The 14,997-nt window shown below is 45.2% G+C and carries 14 protein-coding genes; 7 read left to right on the top strand and 7 right to left on the bottom strand.

All coding sequences use genetic code 11. The features are described from left to right. The first annotated feature begins 1 nt into the window (after position 1). Positions 2–862: a lipase secretion chaperone gene (locus L3V32_RS03030; RefSeq protein ID WP_237283780.1), complete on the top strand. Its 861-nt coding sequence runs from the start codon at positions 2–4 to the stop codon at positions 860–862. A gap of 25 nt (positions 863–887) precedes the next feature. On the opposite strand, the gene L3V32_RS03025 is transcribed toward L3V32_RS03030, so the two are convergent. From L3V32_RS03025 to pspA, 7 genes are all read right to left on the bottom strand, one after another. After that, positions 888–1,454, bottom strand: a complete 567-nt coding sequence (locus tag L3V32_RS03025; RefSeq protein ID WP_237283779.1) for a DNA-3-methyladenine glycosylase I — start codon at positions 1,452–1,454, stop codon at positions 888–890. A 72-nt stretch (positions 1,455–1,526) separates the two neighbouring features. Then, on the bottom strand, positions 1,527–4,637 hold the full coding sequence (vmeI, locus tag L3V32_RS03020) for an efflux RND transporter permease subunit VmeI (RefSeq protein ID WP_046874793.1): 3,111 nt from the start codon (positions 4,635–4,637) through the stop codon (positions 1,527–1,529). Next, positions 4,634–5,731, bottom strand: coding sequence for an efflux RND transporter periplasmic adaptor subunit (locus L3V32_RS03015; RefSeq protein WP_237283778.1), 1,098 nt, complete (start codon positions 5,729–5,731; stop codon positions 4,634–4,636). Before L3V32_RS03015 ends, vmeI begins: the two co-directional genes overlap by 4 nt. Before the next feature lies 1 nt (position 5,732). Further along, positions 5,733–6,764, bottom strand: coding sequence for an efflux RND transporter periplasmic adaptor subunit (locus tag L3V32_RS03010; RefSeq protein ID WP_005393290.1), 1,032 nt, complete (start codon positions 6,762–6,764; stop codon positions 5,733–5,735). A gap of 162 nt (positions 6,765–6,926) precedes the next feature. After that, entirely contained in the window at positions 6,927–7,316 is a 390-nt protein-coding gene (pspC, locus tag L3V32_RS03005) for an envelope stress response membrane protein PspC (protein WP_012841944.1), read from the bottom strand. Further along, entirely contained in the window at positions 7,309–7,542 is a 234-nt protein-coding gene (gene pspB, locus L3V32_RS03000) for an envelope stress response membrane protein PspB (protein ID WP_005393293.1), read from the bottom strand. Before pspB ends, pspC begins: the two co-directional genes overlap by 8 nt. 14 nt (positions 7,543–7,556) lie before the next feature. After that, positions 7,557–8,228 (bottom strand): phage shock protein PspA, encoded by a 672-nt coding sequence (gene pspA, locus L3V32_RS02995; RefSeq protein WP_005393294.1) that lies wholly within the window; start codon positions 8,226–8,228, stop codon positions 7,557–7,559. A 232-nt stretch (positions 8,229–8,460) separates the two neighbouring features. Here pspA and pspF point away from each other — a divergent pair, with 232 nt between their 5' ends. The 6 genes from pspF (at position 8,461) to L3V32_RS02965 (ending at position 14,915) form a co-directional block, all read left to right on the top strand. Then, positions 8,461–9,471, top strand: a complete 1,011-nt coding sequence (gene pspF / locus L3V32_RS02990) for a phage shock protein operon transcriptional activator (RefSeq protein ID WP_005393296.1) — start codon at positions 8,461–8,463, stop codon at positions 9,469–9,471. A gap of 205 nt (positions 9,472–9,676) precedes the next feature. Beyond that, the gene (gene sapA, locus L3V32_RS02985; RefSeq protein ID WP_005393298.1) at positions 9,677–11,296 is read left to right on the top strand and encodes an ABC transporter substrate-binding protein SapA; all 1,620 of its coding nucleotides are present in this window, start codon (positions 9,677–9,679) and stop codon (positions 11,294–11,296) included. Further along, the gene (locus tag L3V32_RS02980; RefSeq protein WP_237283777.1) at positions 11,296–12,258 is read left to right on the top strand and encodes an ABC transporter permease subunit; all 963 of its coding nucleotides are present in this window, start codon (positions 11,296–11,298) and stop codon (positions 12,256–12,258) included. Before sapA ends, L3V32_RS02980 begins: the two co-directional genes overlap by 1 nt. Continuing rightward, complete coding sequence (locus L3V32_RS02975; protein ID WP_005378123.1) at positions 12,245–13,132, top strand: ABC transporter permease subunit; 888 nt, start codon at positions 12,245–12,247, stop codon at positions 13,130–13,132. Before L3V32_RS02980 ends, L3V32_RS02975 begins: the two co-directional genes overlap by 14 nt. Next, a complete protein-coding gene (locus L3V32_RS02970) occupies positions 13,132–14,127 on the top strand; it encodes an oligopeptide/dipeptide ABC transporter ATP-binding protein (protein WP_005378126.1) in 996 nt (331 codons plus the stop codon). Before L3V32_RS02975 ends, L3V32_RS02970 begins: the two co-directional genes overlap by 1 nt. Further along, entirely contained in the window at positions 14,124–14,915 is a 792-nt protein-coding gene (locus tag L3V32_RS02965) for an ATP-binding cassette domain-containing protein (protein ID WP_005393308.1), read from the top strand. Before L3V32_RS02970 ends, L3V32_RS02965 begins: the two co-directional genes overlap by 4 nt. Positions 14,916–14,997: the final 82 nt, after the last annotated feature.

Here is a 14,997-nt window from a genome sequence, read left to right as displayed (position 1 = left end):
AATGAAGAAAGTCGCTCTCACCACTTTTATCCTGCTCTCAATATTTGGCATGGGAGCGCTTTCTCTATTGCAAAGCGACAAACAACAAGAGATAACCTCTAGCCATTCGCAATCTCAGCAAGACATAGCCGCCGATGTCTCTTCCCCAAAAGACTTCTTCGAATATTCTCTTAGCCGGCTGGGCGAAGAAGATCTCGATACGATCAAAGCGGAAGTCAATGAAGACACTTTAGCAAAACAAACACTGAATATTGATGCCAAACTCTTCCAGACCTACCTTTCCTACAAGCAAGCGCTCTCTGCATTAGAGCCTTTTGACCACAACCAACTAACGCTTGAACAGTTAACCATGCTGAATGAAGCAATACTGAACTTGCAGCTTCAATACTTTAGCGAGGTGCAGATAACCCAATTGTTTGACGAAGAAAACCGACTTCGCCAACTTGCATTAGAAAAGCTGACGATTAAAAAACAGGCATCGGATATCGAGATTCAGACACACCTTCTCAATCAAGCGTTATCAGAACAACCGGATTACATACGAGAAAGTGAACGCAATAACGCATTAGCAGAGCAGCTCGAGCAAGCTTCTCAGCTTGATTCACAAGATAAGTACATCGCCCGTGTTGCACTGGTGGGAGACGCTGGAGCGCAAAGGCTGCAAAAGCTTGATGAGCAAAGAGCATCATTTGAGACTCAACTCGCCACTTACTTAAAACAGCGTCAAGAGATTCTGCATAGGGATTTTCTAGGGCAAGACGAAAAACAGGCAGAAATCATTGCTTTAAGAAAGCAAAGCTTCGATGCCACTCAATGGCGTCGAATCGAAGCTTTGGAACGTATTCATGATAACCAGAACTAACAACATAAACTTAATAAGCCAAACGTTACTTATTCTGCTTTTTAGGACATCCAACGATATGGTCATCCACCATGCCGACGGCTTGCATGAAAGCATAACAGATGGTTTCACCGACAAACTTGAAGCCTTTCTTTTTAAGGAATTTACTCATGGCTTTGGATTGCTCTGTCGAAGCTGGCACGTCACTCATATGTTGCCATTGATTAATGATTGGTTCGCCGTCCACGAACTGCCACAACGCGTCTGATAAACTTCCGTATTCAGCAATTAACGCTTTGGCCGCTTTGGCATTACTGAAAACCGAGTTAATCTTTCCGCGATGCCTTACAACATCGAAGTTTTCCACGATGTATTCAGCACGTTCTTCATTTCTTTGTTCCAACGCATCTAGGTCGTAGTTCTCGAACGCTTCTCTATATCCTTCGCGCTTTTTAAGAATGGTAATCCAACTAAGCCCAGCTTGCGCACCTTCCAACGTAATAAATTCAAACAGGGTTTGGTCGTCATATACTGGCACGCCCCATTCGGAATCATGATATTCGCGCTCCAATGGGTGATTCATCGCCCACGCACACGTTTTTTGTTCTGGCATTATTCTTCCTTAAAAAGCGCCTCTAACTGATGAGCTAGAGGGGCGATACTTTTCATCGTTATATCAGTAGCACTAAGCCTGTTTCGGTACTGCCACTTTATGGAATAAACGATACAACACTGGCACGACAATCAGTGTCAGGACTGTCGCAAAGCCCAAACCAAACATAATCGTAACCGCCATTGGTTTGAAGAAAATATCTGGTAATAGTGGGATCATACCAAGGATCGTCGTGATTGCAGCCATACACACAGGACGAACACGGCTTACCGCAGCATCAACGACCGCATCATAAGCCTCTTTACCCGATTTCATTTCTATTTCAATTTGGTCCAGTAATACGATGCCATTTTTGAGCACCATTCCCGATAAGCTTAAGAAGCCGAGCAAAGCCATAAAACCAAACGGCGTGTTGAGTGCTAACAAACCGGTGGTGACACCAATTAACGCCAACGGCACGGTAAGCCAAACAATGAGTGGCTCTTTGATAGAGTTAAATAGGAATACGGTGATCAAGAACATGAACAAGTACCCCATTGGCATAGTAGTAAACAGTGACTCTTGAGCATCACCTGAAGATTCGTATTCCCCCCCCCATTCTAGTGAATAGCCAGGAGGCATTTGAATCGCTTCGATTTGGGGCTGTAAACGTTTTTGCAACGTCGATGCGGTTTCTTCACCAAGAATATCAGGGTCTGCCATCACAGTGAGCATACGCTTACGGTTCTTACGTACGATGATAGGATCCTCCCAACGCATGTCGTAACCCATTGTGACTTGTTGAAGTGGGATAAACTCACTCTGTGCTGGACTCCATATTTTCATGCCTTCAATGTTACGAATATCGATGCGTTCATCTTCAGGTAAGCGAGCCACGATAGGCATGAGCGTCGTGCCGTCTCGGTAAAGGCCTATCGTCATTCCAGAGAATGACATGGACAAGAAGTCATCGACATCTGATTTTGTAATGCCATAGCGACGTGCCTGACTCTCATTAAACTGAGGCTCAAGAACTTGGGTTCGTTCACGCCAATCATGCCTGATATTTGTTGCCTGAGGATCGGCGTACATGATGTCCTTGACCTGAGCGGCTATCGTACGAAGGACGGTTGGATCAGAGCCAATAATGCGCGCTTCAATTTTTGCACCACCACCTGGACCTAACTCAATCTGTTTGAGCTTGTAATTGATTTCTGGGTAGTTGGCTTTTAAATACTCTCGAAACTTCGCCATTAATGGTTTCAACGCTTCGTAATTTTCCATACGAGTGGTTATCTCACCATAAGCCGCATAACTTTTCTCGGGCGCGTACGTTAACATGAAGCGCTGTAAGCCTTTACCCGCGGTCGTCGTGATATGGTCAACATGCTCTTGCTTAGCTAACCAACTTTCTAACTCTTTAAGCGTTGTGTTGGTTGCTCGAATATCAGTTCCTTCTGGCATCCATACATCTAACTGAAAAATCGGCGTTGTCGAAGATGGGAAAAACGCTTGCTTCACAAAGGTGAACCCGTAAACACTTGCCGCTAATCCCGCAATCAGCACCACAACGGTAAACCAAGCACGACGCATACAAAACTGAAGAAACTTTTTATAAATAACGAAAATAACCCCGTTATATGGATCATTTTCTTCCCCTTCACCTTGTTTAATCTTCTGGCCTTTAAAGAAGATGTCAGCGAAGAACGGTGTCAACGAGATAGCGGTAAACCAACTCAACATCAATGAGATAAGAAGAACCGTAAACAAAGTGCCACAGTATTCACCCGTCGAGTCTTCAGACAGTCCAATGGGCGCAAATGCAGTTACCGCGATCACAGTTGCCCCAAGTAATGGCCACTTGGTTTGGGTAACAATGTCAGTCGCGGCTTGGAGTCGAGTTCGTCCTTTTTGAGTACCAATCAAAATCCCTTCAACCACGACGATTGCATTGTCCACCAACATACCTAACGCGATAACCAAGGCACCTAATGAAATCCGCTGCAAATCTATCGCGAGGTACTTCATGAAAATGAACGTACCCAACACCGTCAGCAGTAAAATTAAACCGATAAGCAGACCTGAACGTAGCCCCATAAAGAACAGAAGTACGATAATGACGATACCGACGGCTTGAGCCAAGCTGACAACAAAACCGCTAACCGATTTATCCACCTCTTTAGGCTGACTGTAAATTTCGGAAATTTCGATACCGACAGGTTGTTGGTACTTTAGCTCGGCAAGGCGATGATCAAACGCTTTTCCGACTTCAACGACATTGACGCCTTCAGCAAAAGAAACCCCCACGTTCAGTGCGAGGCTGCCGTTGAAATTAATAATATTATTCGGGACTTCTACATAGCCACGTTTTATTTCCGCCACATCTTTCAAGAAGATGAGCCCCTGAGCACCCGACTCAGTAATCAACAAATCGCCCAGCTCATCCACACTCTGGAATTCGCCAGTCGGCTGAATTCTGATGTACTCGTCACCAATTCTGATCGCCCCTGCGTCAGAAACCACGTTTTGCGTCGAGAGAAGATTAAAGACCGTATCGGGAGAAAGTCCTATACTGCTCAGCTTTTTCATCGATACTTCGATGAAAACTTGCTCTTGCTGCTGCCCGGATACCGAAACTTTGCTCACGCCATCAACCAGTTCGAGCTCTCGGCGTAAGTAATCGACGTAATCCAGTAGCTCCTTATAGCTATAACCGTCGCCAGTCACCGCTAACAAAATCCCGTAAACATCACCAAAATCATCGATCACTTGAGGTTCATTCACACCCGGAGGCAACGTCCCTTTAAGGTCATTCACTTTACGGCGTAACTCATCCCAGATTTGTGGTAGATCATCAGGGCCATAATTGTTCTTCATCGTGACCGTGATTTGAGATAATCCTCGACTAGAAATCGAATTCACTTCATCGACATAAGTAAGCTGCTGAATCGCTTTTTCGATCGGATAAGTAACTTCTTCTTCGACTTGTTGCGGCGTCGCACCAGGATAAGAGGTCACCACCATGGCATCTTTGATAGTAAAAGCAGGGTCTTCAAGACGCCCTAACCCAAAGAATGCAGCGATACCACCAATCAAAAAGATCAGTGCGACCATCCAACTGATGACACGATTTCGGATGAAGTATGCAGCAATACCGGTCACATCATCATCACTTTGAGGCGCTGATTTATTAAGATCGCTCATAGACCGGCCTCCTGCGTAGCCATTTCCTGTATCACTTCCACTTTCATGCCATCCCTTAACCGAGAAACACCGGCAATCACAACTTTGTCTTTGAGCATGAGACCATCAAGGATTTGAATGGACGTTTTAGATGCTTTACCTGCTCGCACCTGCCTGCGCGATACCGTGTTGTCATCATTCAGTACCCAAACAAATTTGTTTTCGCGCCCCAGCTCGTCACCGTCCGCATTAAAAATGGCTTCAATAGGAACATTAATTCCTAAATTGAGATCCAAGCCAACGTTCTTATCTTTGGAGGTCACTTCAACGGCCATCCCATCTAGGATGTATTCTTCTTCCGGCATAGGAAGCGACAATGTGACGGTAAACGTGCCTGTGGTTGGGTCTGGCTCAGTCGTAAATTCTTTCACGGTCGCGTTGTACTCGTTACCACTAGGGACGCGCACCAATGCTTTTATCGCGGTAAGTCTTTCTTCCGTTGGCGGTTGGTTCACATAGAGCCGGTCTGGAAGTTGAATCAGCACCTCTACTCGCTCCAAACTATGAATATTGACGATATGCTGTCCGACTTGGACATTTTCGAATTGCTCGATATTAACTCGAGAAATGATCCCATCCACAGGCGCCTTTAAGGCAGTAAATGATAAACGGAGTTTCGCTAACTTAAGCTCAGCCAGAGCGATTTGTCGTTGTGCTGCAATTTCATCAAACTGAGACTTAGCTAATAGACCTTTATCAACCAATGGACGTGAACGGCGATACTGACTGTCAACAACAGAAAAACGCGCACTCGCATTATCTACATCCAACTCATAGTCCGTAGGGTCCAACGTTGCGATAACATCACCCTTCGTGACTTTATCGCCCTCTTTTACCATGATGCGGCTGACTTCTCCTGCCACTCTGAAACTCAAATGAGAGCGATCCGCTGCATTCGCAACCGCAGGGAAATATAAGTTGTCATCCACCTTATTTCCCGCTAATGAGGTAACTCTTACACGCGGTGTCTCAAGAGCTTTTTCTGGTGCCTTATCGCCACAACCAACAAGAAGAAACGTTGAAAATAATGCCGCTAGAGAGATGATTCCTTTCATATTACAACCCTCTTTCCTTAATCCACGCTCTTACCTTAATTCCGGGTTCAATTACACTAACACCAGAGATAATGATTTGATCGCCATCGTTAAGCCCCGCTAACACTTGGTTTTTGTCATTCATCTCAATAGCGGCTTTGGACACAATGCCTTGCTCATCAACACGCCAAACGTATGTTTTGCCGTTCTCTTCTAGCAGCGCGGAATTAGGAATTTTTGTTGCACCAGCATTTTTAGATAGGAGGTAAGCATTACCAGACATGCCCGGTAAAAGGCCTATTTCTGATGGTCGCTCCATAACCATAGTGACTTTGTAACTACCGGTTTTTGGATCGGCTTCTGTATCGATTTCTTGAAAGGTCAAGTCAAATGACTGCTCGGGGAAAGCGTCAAAGACCATTCTGGCAGAGACATCGCTACCCTGGGTGTAACGATTTAGCAGATAGTCAGGGACTTGGAATATCACCTTAAGCAGTTGGTTGGATTGGATATTCATCACGCCTTCTTTTGCGGCGACATACTCATGGTTTTCTGCTGGAATATACGAAATCGTACCATCATATGGCGCGACAAGTTTGGTATACCTTAAATTTGCCTTTGCTTGATTCCACTGAGCTTTGGCTGAATTGTGATTCGCTTTTGCCTCATCAAAATCTTGTTCGGACACCACTTGGTCTTTACGTAACTTTTGGTATCGCTTGTACTGCACGTCTGCGAGCGCGAAATTTGCCCGAGCTTGCTGTTCAAGCAGAGAATATTCATCAGGGTTTAATGAAGCCAATACATCGCCTTTGCTAACGACTTGACCTTCATTCACCTCAATCGTTTGAAGAAGTCCAGGAACTCGAAACGTCAGTACCGCTTTATCACCAGCTTCCGTCGTGGCAGGAAAGTGTCGTTCAAATTGGGCATTGCCAACAGATACTGTAAATAGCTTCGCGGGGCGGGATTCGGGTTCTGGAACAGGGGGAAGTTCTTTACCACACCCCGACAACACAGCCGAGATGGCGACAGGAATGAGCAATCTTCTCATTACATTCATCCATAAAAAATTAAGGGATTATTTTTAAAGTAGATGAATTCTGGGCGAACTTCCAGAGTTGAAAAGATTAATAGTGCTTTAAAATTAGTAATTTGTGACAAAAAAGCAGGCTTTGCGCCTGCTTCGTTTAAATCTTCTTTGGATGCGGAGTGTTTAGAGCTTGCTGAACTCCCGATTCACCCTATATGTATCAGACGTAACATACGCTTCCATGTTACGGATTTTGCCATCAAGACGGTCAAAATCGCGTTCCAACACACTGAGCAATTGGTCCGGACTTTGTCCTTTCTGCCAAGGCTTACTTTTAAGTGTGTGTTCTTGTTGCGCTCGGATATTTTCAGAATACGTCACTGGTTGCTTTTCTAACATAAACGCCATCGCGACGTATGCTAACAACACCAAAAACGTACCGCCCAACAGCGCTGCAGAAATCACTACAATACGAATCAACCAAACCTCTGCACCAAAGTAGTTGGCGATTCCGGCGCAAACACCGGAGATTTTGCCATTTACTGGGTCACGATACAGCTCTCGATTAGTCATACTTGCGTCTCCATGTTGGTGACTCAGCATCCAAGATGCGCTCCAATGTATCAACTCGGGACTGCATCGCTTCCGCTTTTTCAGATAGTACCTGAAGGCGCTCTAAATCTTGGCTCGACAGTGCACTATCTGTTTTGCGTTTGCTGCGATAGTGTAAGAAGAGCCATAGTGGAGCGACAAAGATTAAAAAGACAATCACTGGTCCTGCTATAAAAAATGCCGACATAAATGGCTCCTTTGTTATTTATCTTTCGATGACATCTGTTCTTTCAGTTTTGCCAACTCTTTTTCGATTTCATCTTGAGCTTGAAGCTCTGCAAACTCTTGCTCTAGCGATTTTGCATTACCAGTTTGTGCGTACAAATCTGCTTCCGCTTCCATTTCATCCACTTTACGCGAGTACTGCTCAAACTTTGCCATCGCTTCATTAGTACGGCTAGTGTGCAGGTGTTTTTGCACATCACGACGGTTAGAGGCGGTTTGGTTACGAATTGCTAGTGCTTGCTGTTTTGCACGCGTTTCTGCAATTTTGCTTTCTAACTTACCGATCTCGCCTGTAAGCTTGTCGATCGTTTCTTCTACTAACGTCTGCTCAGTGTGAAGGCCTTTAATCACTTGCTCAAGCTTTTGCTTTTCAATTAATGCTGCACGAGCCAAATCTTCACGCTGTTTTACCAACGCTAGGCTCGCTTTTTGGCTCCATTCGCCAATTTGCTCTTCTAACGTTTCAACTTTACGAGCCAACTCTTTTTTGTCTGCAATCGCTTTAGCCGAGTTAGTACGCACTTCAACAAGTGTGTCTTCCATTTCTTGAATGATAAGACGGATCATTTTTTCAGGATCTTCCGCCTTGTCCAGCAATGCACTGATGTTTGAGTTAACGATATCTGCAAATCGAGAAAAAATACCCATAACGGAACTCCTCTTTTTTCCTATTAAAACTCGACAAGGTGGTGATTGACCTTGCGTCTCCCTGAATACATTACAAGTAGCATGCCAACTTAAAATTACATTTAAAATCATCAGTTTATGCATTTTGTTGTCGTTACGCACTATTATGCTATGATGTTTTTCACCAACTGTTGGTGAAATTCACCAACTCCATATGTAAATCATGGCTCGGCTGTTAAATAAGAAGGACTTTATGAAGCAAAACCTGATTGGTGAATCACCTGCTTTTCTCGCCGTACTAGATAAAGTATCACAACTTGCGCCTATTGAGCGTCCAGTCCTCATTATCGGTGAACGAGGAACGGGTAAAGAACTCATCGCTCAGCGTTTGCATTATTTATCAAGACGTTGGGATAAGCCACTACTATCACTCAACTGTGCGACCTTAAGCGAAGGACTAATAGATTCAGAGCTATTTGGTCATGAATCCGGTTCTTTTACAGGTTCTAAGGGCAAGCATAAAGGACGTTTCGAACGCGCCGAAGGCGGCACTTTGTTTCTCGACGAACTGGCCACCGCACCACTTTTAGTTCAAGAAAAGCTGTTGCGTGTCATCGAATATGGTGAATATGAACGAGTTGGCGGTCATACCGCTCTCAATGCGGATGTTCGACTTGTTTGTGCAACCAATGCGGACTTACCAAAATTGGCGGAACAAGGCGATTTCCGTGCCGACTTACTCGATCGTTTAGCGTTTGATGTCATCATGCTGCCTCCTCTTCGTGAACGAAAAGAAGACATCCTCTCTTTAGCAGAGCACTACGCGATGAAGATGTGTCGTGAACTTCAACTGGAATATTTTGTCGGTTTTACCTCAAAAGCACAGCATTCGCTTCTTGAATATGAATGGCCAGGTAATGTCCGTGAACTAAAAAACGTGATTGAACGTGCTATTTACCAACATGGTCTCAGTGCCGATCCAATTGATGAACTGATTTTCAATCCTTTTGAAACAGTTTGGAATAACACGCTTGGTCATAACGCCGAGCAAGCCGAACAGCAGCAAGAAGAGGAAGCACCAAGCAGCGCAGTTCAATTCCCTCTAGACTATAAACAGTGGCAAGAAGAGCAAGACATCCACTTACTCAATCGCGCATTGGAAGAAGCCAAGTTTAATCAACGACAAGCAGCCGAGTTACTTGGTTTGAGCTACCACCAATTACGAGGGATGGTTAGAAAATATGGTTTAGTCGGGCAAAGCTAGCTAGGTCGAAGGTGCTTGATCGGTTAGCGAGCGAGTGACAGCGCTCTAATTTGTATGTCTTTCAAGCATAACACCTTACAGTGTATGGATTTTATGTTTGGAGCGAGTTCACAAAGGTGATAAATTAGCGAGATCATTTTCGCTTGTTAGCTCTGAAAGAGTAAGATCAAATGAAACAAGCAAGATCCAATGAACATTTCATATTATGAATGCTTTTATAAGATTATCGCTGAGCCTTATTGGGATTAGCCTACTGACCGCTTGTGGTGATGAAATTGACCACAATGACATTCGCAAAGCTGGCTTTGTGTTTTGCGGACAAGGTAAGCCAACTACGTTTAACCCTCAGCTTATTGATAGCGGTATTACCGCAGAGGCACTGAGCCCGCAGTTGTACGATACGCTGCTCACGCTCGATCCTAAATCACATCAGCCAGTAGCAAATATCGCTGAGAGTTGGTCTGTGAATGAGTCAGGAACGGAATACACGTTTAAGCTTAAACGTAATGTTCAATTCCAAACCACGTCCTGGTTCACTCCCACTCGCCCATTGAATGCAAAGGATGTGGTATTTAGCTTCAAGCGAATCATTGATGTAGACCATCCTTTTCACCAAGTAGGTGGTGGTTTTTATCCATGGTTTGCAGGGTTAGATTTTCAAAACCTGCTGCAAGACGTGACTGCGATTGACGAGCATACTGTAAGGTTTACCTTATCTCAGCCAAATTTTTCCTTCTTGGCAAATATTGCCACCAGCCATGCTGTCATATTGTCTGCGGAGTACGGACAGCAACTGGCAGCAAAAGATCATAAAGAAGAAATCGACCAACTTCCTATCGGTACCGGCCCATATCAACTAAAAGAGTACCAAGTGAACGACTTGATTCGATTAGAGCGTCATTCTAATTACTGGAAGTCACCAGCAAAAATGGAACAAGTGGTGTTCGATATCTCTCACAGAGGCACTGGTACCTTGGCGAAACTTTTAAGAAACGAGTGCGATGTGCTCTCTTCGCCTATTTCGAGCCAAATACCCGTTATTCAAGAAAATGACAATCTTGAGCTAACTGCTACGCCAGCCAACAACGTATCCTTTATTGCGATCAACACTGAAACGACGGCACTGAGTGATGCTCGCGTCCGCCAAGCACTTAACTTAGCGATTAACCGTCAGAACATTTTAGATTCGGTTTACTACGGAACTGGCTCGCAAGCTTATACATTGCTACCGCCTAATTCATGGGCTTATCAAAAGGACAGCGTAAAAATTCGTTATGACCGTAACTATGCATTAGCACTACTCCGTGATGCTGGCTATGAAGACGGTCTAGAGCTGACCATGTGGGTACCACTTGAACCACGCGCCTTTAACCCAAGTCCTCGTAAGACCGCGGAGCTAATCCAAGCGAATTTTGCCGATATTGGGGTTGAGTTAACGTTGCTAACCGATGATAGATTCGAACGTGTGGATTTAGAGAATATCAACGACATCGATTTACTTTTAACTGGTTGGATTGGTGATACCGGGGACCCTGACAACTTTTTTCGCCCGTTATTATCTTGTGAGTCTGATCGCGTTGGCCTCAACGTATCGATGTGGTGTAACGATGATTTCGATTTCTTGCTCGATTTGGCATTGGAAACCCAAGAACCGCGTTACCGTCTGAACCTATATCGCCAAGCGCAGAACATTTTAAATCAAGAATTCCCGGTAATTCCTCTGGCACATGGTGTGCAATTCCGTGTTCACGACAAATCACTGACAGGCTTCAAATCAAGCCCTTTCAATGCCCAACCGTTTGATAGAGTTGAGAGAATTCACTGATGTTTTGGTATACCGTTCGACGCTTTAACCTATTTTTCATCACTTTGATGATCCTCACATTAGTGGGCTTTTCTCTGCTGCGCCTTGACCCTCTCTCGCACTGGGCAAACGTTGATTTTTGGTCTGGTTGGCAAACTTACTTAATCAACCTTTCTCAGCTTGATTTTGGCATAAGTAAAAACGGCAACGCGATTTATGACGAGCTCGCCGTCGTATTCCCTGCCACTTTGGAACTGTGCTTTTTTGCCTTTTTGGTGTCCCTTCTGATCGGCATTCCACTTGGAACCGTGGGTGGGATGAAGCAAGGTAAATGGCTCGACACCAGCATTTCATTCATGTCGATGTCTGGTTATTCCGCTCCAATTTTTTGGGTGGCTCTGCTACTTATCATGGTTTTTTCATTGGAATACCAACTCTTTCCCGTGGCAGGACGGTATGACCTGCTTTACGAAATTGATCATGCAACCGGATTTGCCATTATCGACGCTTTCATGGCGAAAGGTGAATACCGCGCTCACGCACTGCAAAGCGTCATTGAGCATATGGTGCTGCCATGTTTGGTGCTCGCTTTGGCTCCAACCACGCAGGTTGTCGGACTAATGCGTTCTTCGGTGGCGGAAGTGATGAGCCAAAACTACATTCGTGCAGCGAGAATCAAAGGTCTCTCTAACCGCGAGATCGTAACTCAACATGTCTTGCGTAATGCGATACCGCCTATCATCCCCAAAGTCGGTGTTCAGCTTTCCAGTATGATTACCTTGGCTATCATCACTGAATCTATTTTTAACTGGCCGGGTATTGGTCGTTGGTTGTTAGATGCATTGGCAAACCAAGATTATGCATCAATCCAAGCTGGCGTGATGGTACTTGCGACTTTGGTTCTCACCGCTAATATTCTCTCTGATTTGATTGGCGCGATGATTAACCCTCTAGTTCGAAAGGAATGGTATGCTAACAAATAACGTTTATCAGGAAGAGCGCATTCCAACTCAGTTTGAGCGATTTTGGCGAAGTTACCGCGCCAACGGGCTAGCCATGTTTGGCCTATGGTGCTTGGTATTTATCGTCCTAATTACCATTTTTGCGCCACTGCTTGCGCCGTTTGATGCCCAAGCACAGTCAGGCGAATTGCTTGTGCCGCCATCATGGGCCCCAGCTGGAACGGTTGATTACTTTTTGGGAACCGATGACTTAGGCCGAGACATTCTGTCACGCTTGATCATGGGCTCTCAACTTACATTTGGTGCAGCCGTTGCCATCACTGCGATTGCCGCGGTCGTAGGTTGTTTGATTGGCGTATTAGCAGGTATGACGAAAGGCTTACTGTCGAGTACCCTCAATCACTTGCTCGATACTGTCATGTCGATTCCCTCGTTGTTATTAGCGATCATTTTTGTGGCATTTCTAGGTTTTGGTGGGTTCAACATTTTACTCGCGATCTGCTTGGCTTTGATTCCGCGTTTTATTCGCTCCGTTTATATCGCAGTCCACACCGAAGTTGAAAAAGACTACATTATGGCGGCACGTCTTGATGGCGCGAACGATTTCTACTTGTTGTGGAGTTCAATTCTTCCCAACATATTGACGGTCATTGCTGCTGAAATCACACTCGCGCTCTCTGCTGCGATTTTAGATATTACTGCGCTGGGTTTTCTTGGCTTAGGCGCACAAGCACCAAGTACTGAGTGGGGAGCGATATTAGGTGACTCTGTCGAGTTGATTTATATTGCACCTTGGACCGTAACCCTACCCGGCCTAACCATCATGTTTACCGTTATTACCCTAAACTTAGTAGGTGAAGGTGTACGTCAAGCGCTTAATGCGGGGATCGAATAATGCCGTTGTTAGATATTCGACATTTGACTATTGAGATCGAAACCCCTCAAGGGTTGGTCAAAGCCGTGGACCGAATGAGCCTAACTTTGAATGAAGGCGAAATTCGTGGTCTTGTAGGTGAGTCTGGTTCAGGGAAAAGCTTGGTTGCAAAAGCGATTGTTGGGGTAAGTAAAGATAACTGGCGCATTACCGCGGACCGTATGCGCCTTGGCAATATTGACTTGCTTCAGCTTACGCCAAAAGAGCGTCGACGTGTCATTGCCCGTGATATTGCGATGATCTTCCAAGAGCCATCAACCTGTCTTGATCCTTCAGAAGAAGTGGGACGTCAATTGATCGAGTCCATCCCATCTCGCGCGTTTGAAGGGAAATGGTGGGAGCGATTTAAATGGCGTAAAAAACAAGCCATCGCGCTTCTGCATAAAGTAGGCATTAAAGATCACAAGCGTTTAATGGGTAGCTACCCTTATGAACTGACTGATGGTGAGTGCCAAAAAGTCATGATTGCCATGGCGATAGCGACCAAACCAAAGTTGCTAATCGCAGATGAACCAACGAACGACTTGGACCCAATTACCCAGTCGCAAATATTGCGTTTATTGAGCCGTATGAACCAGCTCAATAACACGACCATTCTGCTTATCGGTCACGACTTAGCAACCATCACACAATGGGCGGGCCGCATTACGGTAATGTATTGTGGTCAGTCGGTAGAGTCTGCCGATACCAGTAAAATCATTGCAGCACCCAAGCACCCGTATACAGATGCCTTGCTTAAAGCGATGCCAGACTTTAATGATTGGGTACCACACAAGCAAAAACTCCAATCCCTACCGGGCTCGATTCCGCCATTGCAGCATCTGCCAATCGGTTGTCGACTCGGTCCACGTTGTCCGTATGCGCAGAAACAATGTGTTGAAATTCCACACACCAGACGAATTAAGAATCATAAATTTAACTGCCACTTTCCATTGAACACGGAGAAAAAGTCATGAGTGCGTTACTTGAAGTCGATAATTTATCGAAGCAGTTTGTTACGCGCTCCCGACTATTCAAACGTCAGGTTAATGAGGCTGTCAAACCGGTGAGCTTTACGTTAGAGCCGGGGCAAACTATCGGTTTTATTGGCCAAAACGGTTCAGGAAAATCCACTCTTGCCCGTATGCTTGCAGGCGTTGTAGAGCCAAGCTCCGGAGAGATCCGTGTGAATGGCGAACGGTTGGAGCACAAAGATTACGCGACACGCTGTAAGCTCATTCGCATGATTTTCCAAGATCCAAACACATCGCTCAACCCGCGTATCCAGATTGGCCGTATTTTGGAAGGTCCATTAAAGCGAAACACCAACATGCCGCCAGATGCACGCATGCAGCGTGTGAAGAACACCCTACTCCGCGTCGGATTGTTGCCTGAACACGCCTATTTTTACCCACAAATGCTAGCGGCAGGCCAAAAACAGCGTGTGTGTTTAGCTCGTGCGCTTATTCTTCAACCTTCCATCATTGTCGCTGACGAGGCGTTAAACGGTTTGGATATGGCAATGCGCTCACAGATCATTAACTTATTCCTCGAGTTGCAAGAAGAGATGGGATTGTCATTTGTGTATGTATCTCAACACATTGGCATTGTTAAGCACATTACTGACAAAGTGATGGTGATGCATGAAGGTGAAGTGGTCGAGTTTGGCGAAACCAACCAGGTATTGACTCATCCCGAGCATCCTATTACTCAACGCCTAGTCGAAAGCCACTTCTATAAGGCGCCAAGCCACCAAACAAAATAGCCTATCAAAGATGTCATCGTGCAAATGTAAAGAAGCCTGCGTTAAAGCAGGCTTCTTTATTAAATGGACACGAATCGAAAAA

It is taken from the genome of Vibrio sp. J2-4, assembly GCF_021728155.1.
Taxonomy (GTDB): Bacteria; Pseudomonadota; Gammaproteobacteria; order Enterobacterales; family Vibrionaceae; genus Vibrio; species Vibrio diabolicus.
The sequence above is the reverse complement of the archived record's forward strand: the minus strand, read 5'-3'. Positions and strand labels throughout refer to the sequence as shown.

Bases quoted from the DNA above. Each gene is read 5' to 3' on its own strand.
- L3V32_RS03030 (WP_237283780.1), top strand. From the start codon at position 2: ATGAAGAAAGTCGCTCTCACCACTTTTATCCTGCTCTCAATATTTGGC.
- L3V32_RS03025 (WP_237283779.1), bottom strand. From the start codon at position 1,454: ATGCCAGAACAAAAAACGTGTGCGTGGGCGATGAATCACCCATTGGAG.
- vmeI (WP_046874793.1), bottom strand. From the start codon at position 4,637: ATGAGCGATCTTAATAAATCAGCGCCTCAAAGTGATGATGATGTGACC.
- L3V32_RS03015 (WP_237283778.1), bottom strand. From the start codon at position 5,731: ATGAAAGGAATCATCTCTCTAGCGGCATTATTTTCAACGTTTCTTCTT.
- L3V32_RS03010 (WP_005393290.1), bottom strand. From the start codon at position 6,764: ATGAGAAGATTGCTCATTCCTGTCGCCATCTCGGCTGTGTTGTCGGGG.
- pspC (WP_012841944.1), bottom strand. From the start codon at position 7,316: ATGACTAATCGAGAGCTGTATCGTGACCCAGTAAATGGCAAAATCTCC.
- pspB (WP_005393293.1), bottom strand. From the start codon at position 7,542: ATGTCGGCATTTTTTATAGCAGGACCAGTGATTGTCTTTTTAATCTTT.
- pspA (WP_005393294.1), bottom strand. From the start codon at position 8,228: ATGGGTATTTTTTCTCGATTTGCAGATATCGTTAACTCAAACATCAGT.
- pspF (WP_005393296.1), top strand. From the start codon at position 8,461: ATGAAGCAAAACCTGATTGGTGAATCACCTGCTTTTCTCGCCGTACTA.
- sapA (WP_005393298.1), top strand. From the start codon at position 9,677: ATGAATGCTTTTATAAGATTATCGCTGAGCCTTATTGGGATTAGCCTA.
- L3V32_RS02980 (WP_237283777.1), top strand. From the start codon at position 11,296: ATGTTTTGGTATACCGTTCGACGCTTTAACCTATTTTTCATCACTTTG.
- L3V32_RS02975 (WP_005378123.1), top strand. From the start codon at position 12,245: ATGCTAACAAATAACGTTTATCAGGAAGAGCGCATTCCAACTCAGTTT.
- L3V32_RS02970 (WP_005378126.1), top strand. From the start codon at position 13,132: ATGCCGTTGTTAGATATTCGACATTTGACTATTGAGATCGAAACCCCT.
- L3V32_RS02965 (WP_005393308.1), top strand. From the start codon at position 14,124: ATGAGTGCGTTACTTGAAGTCGATAATTTATCGAAGCAGTTTGTTACG.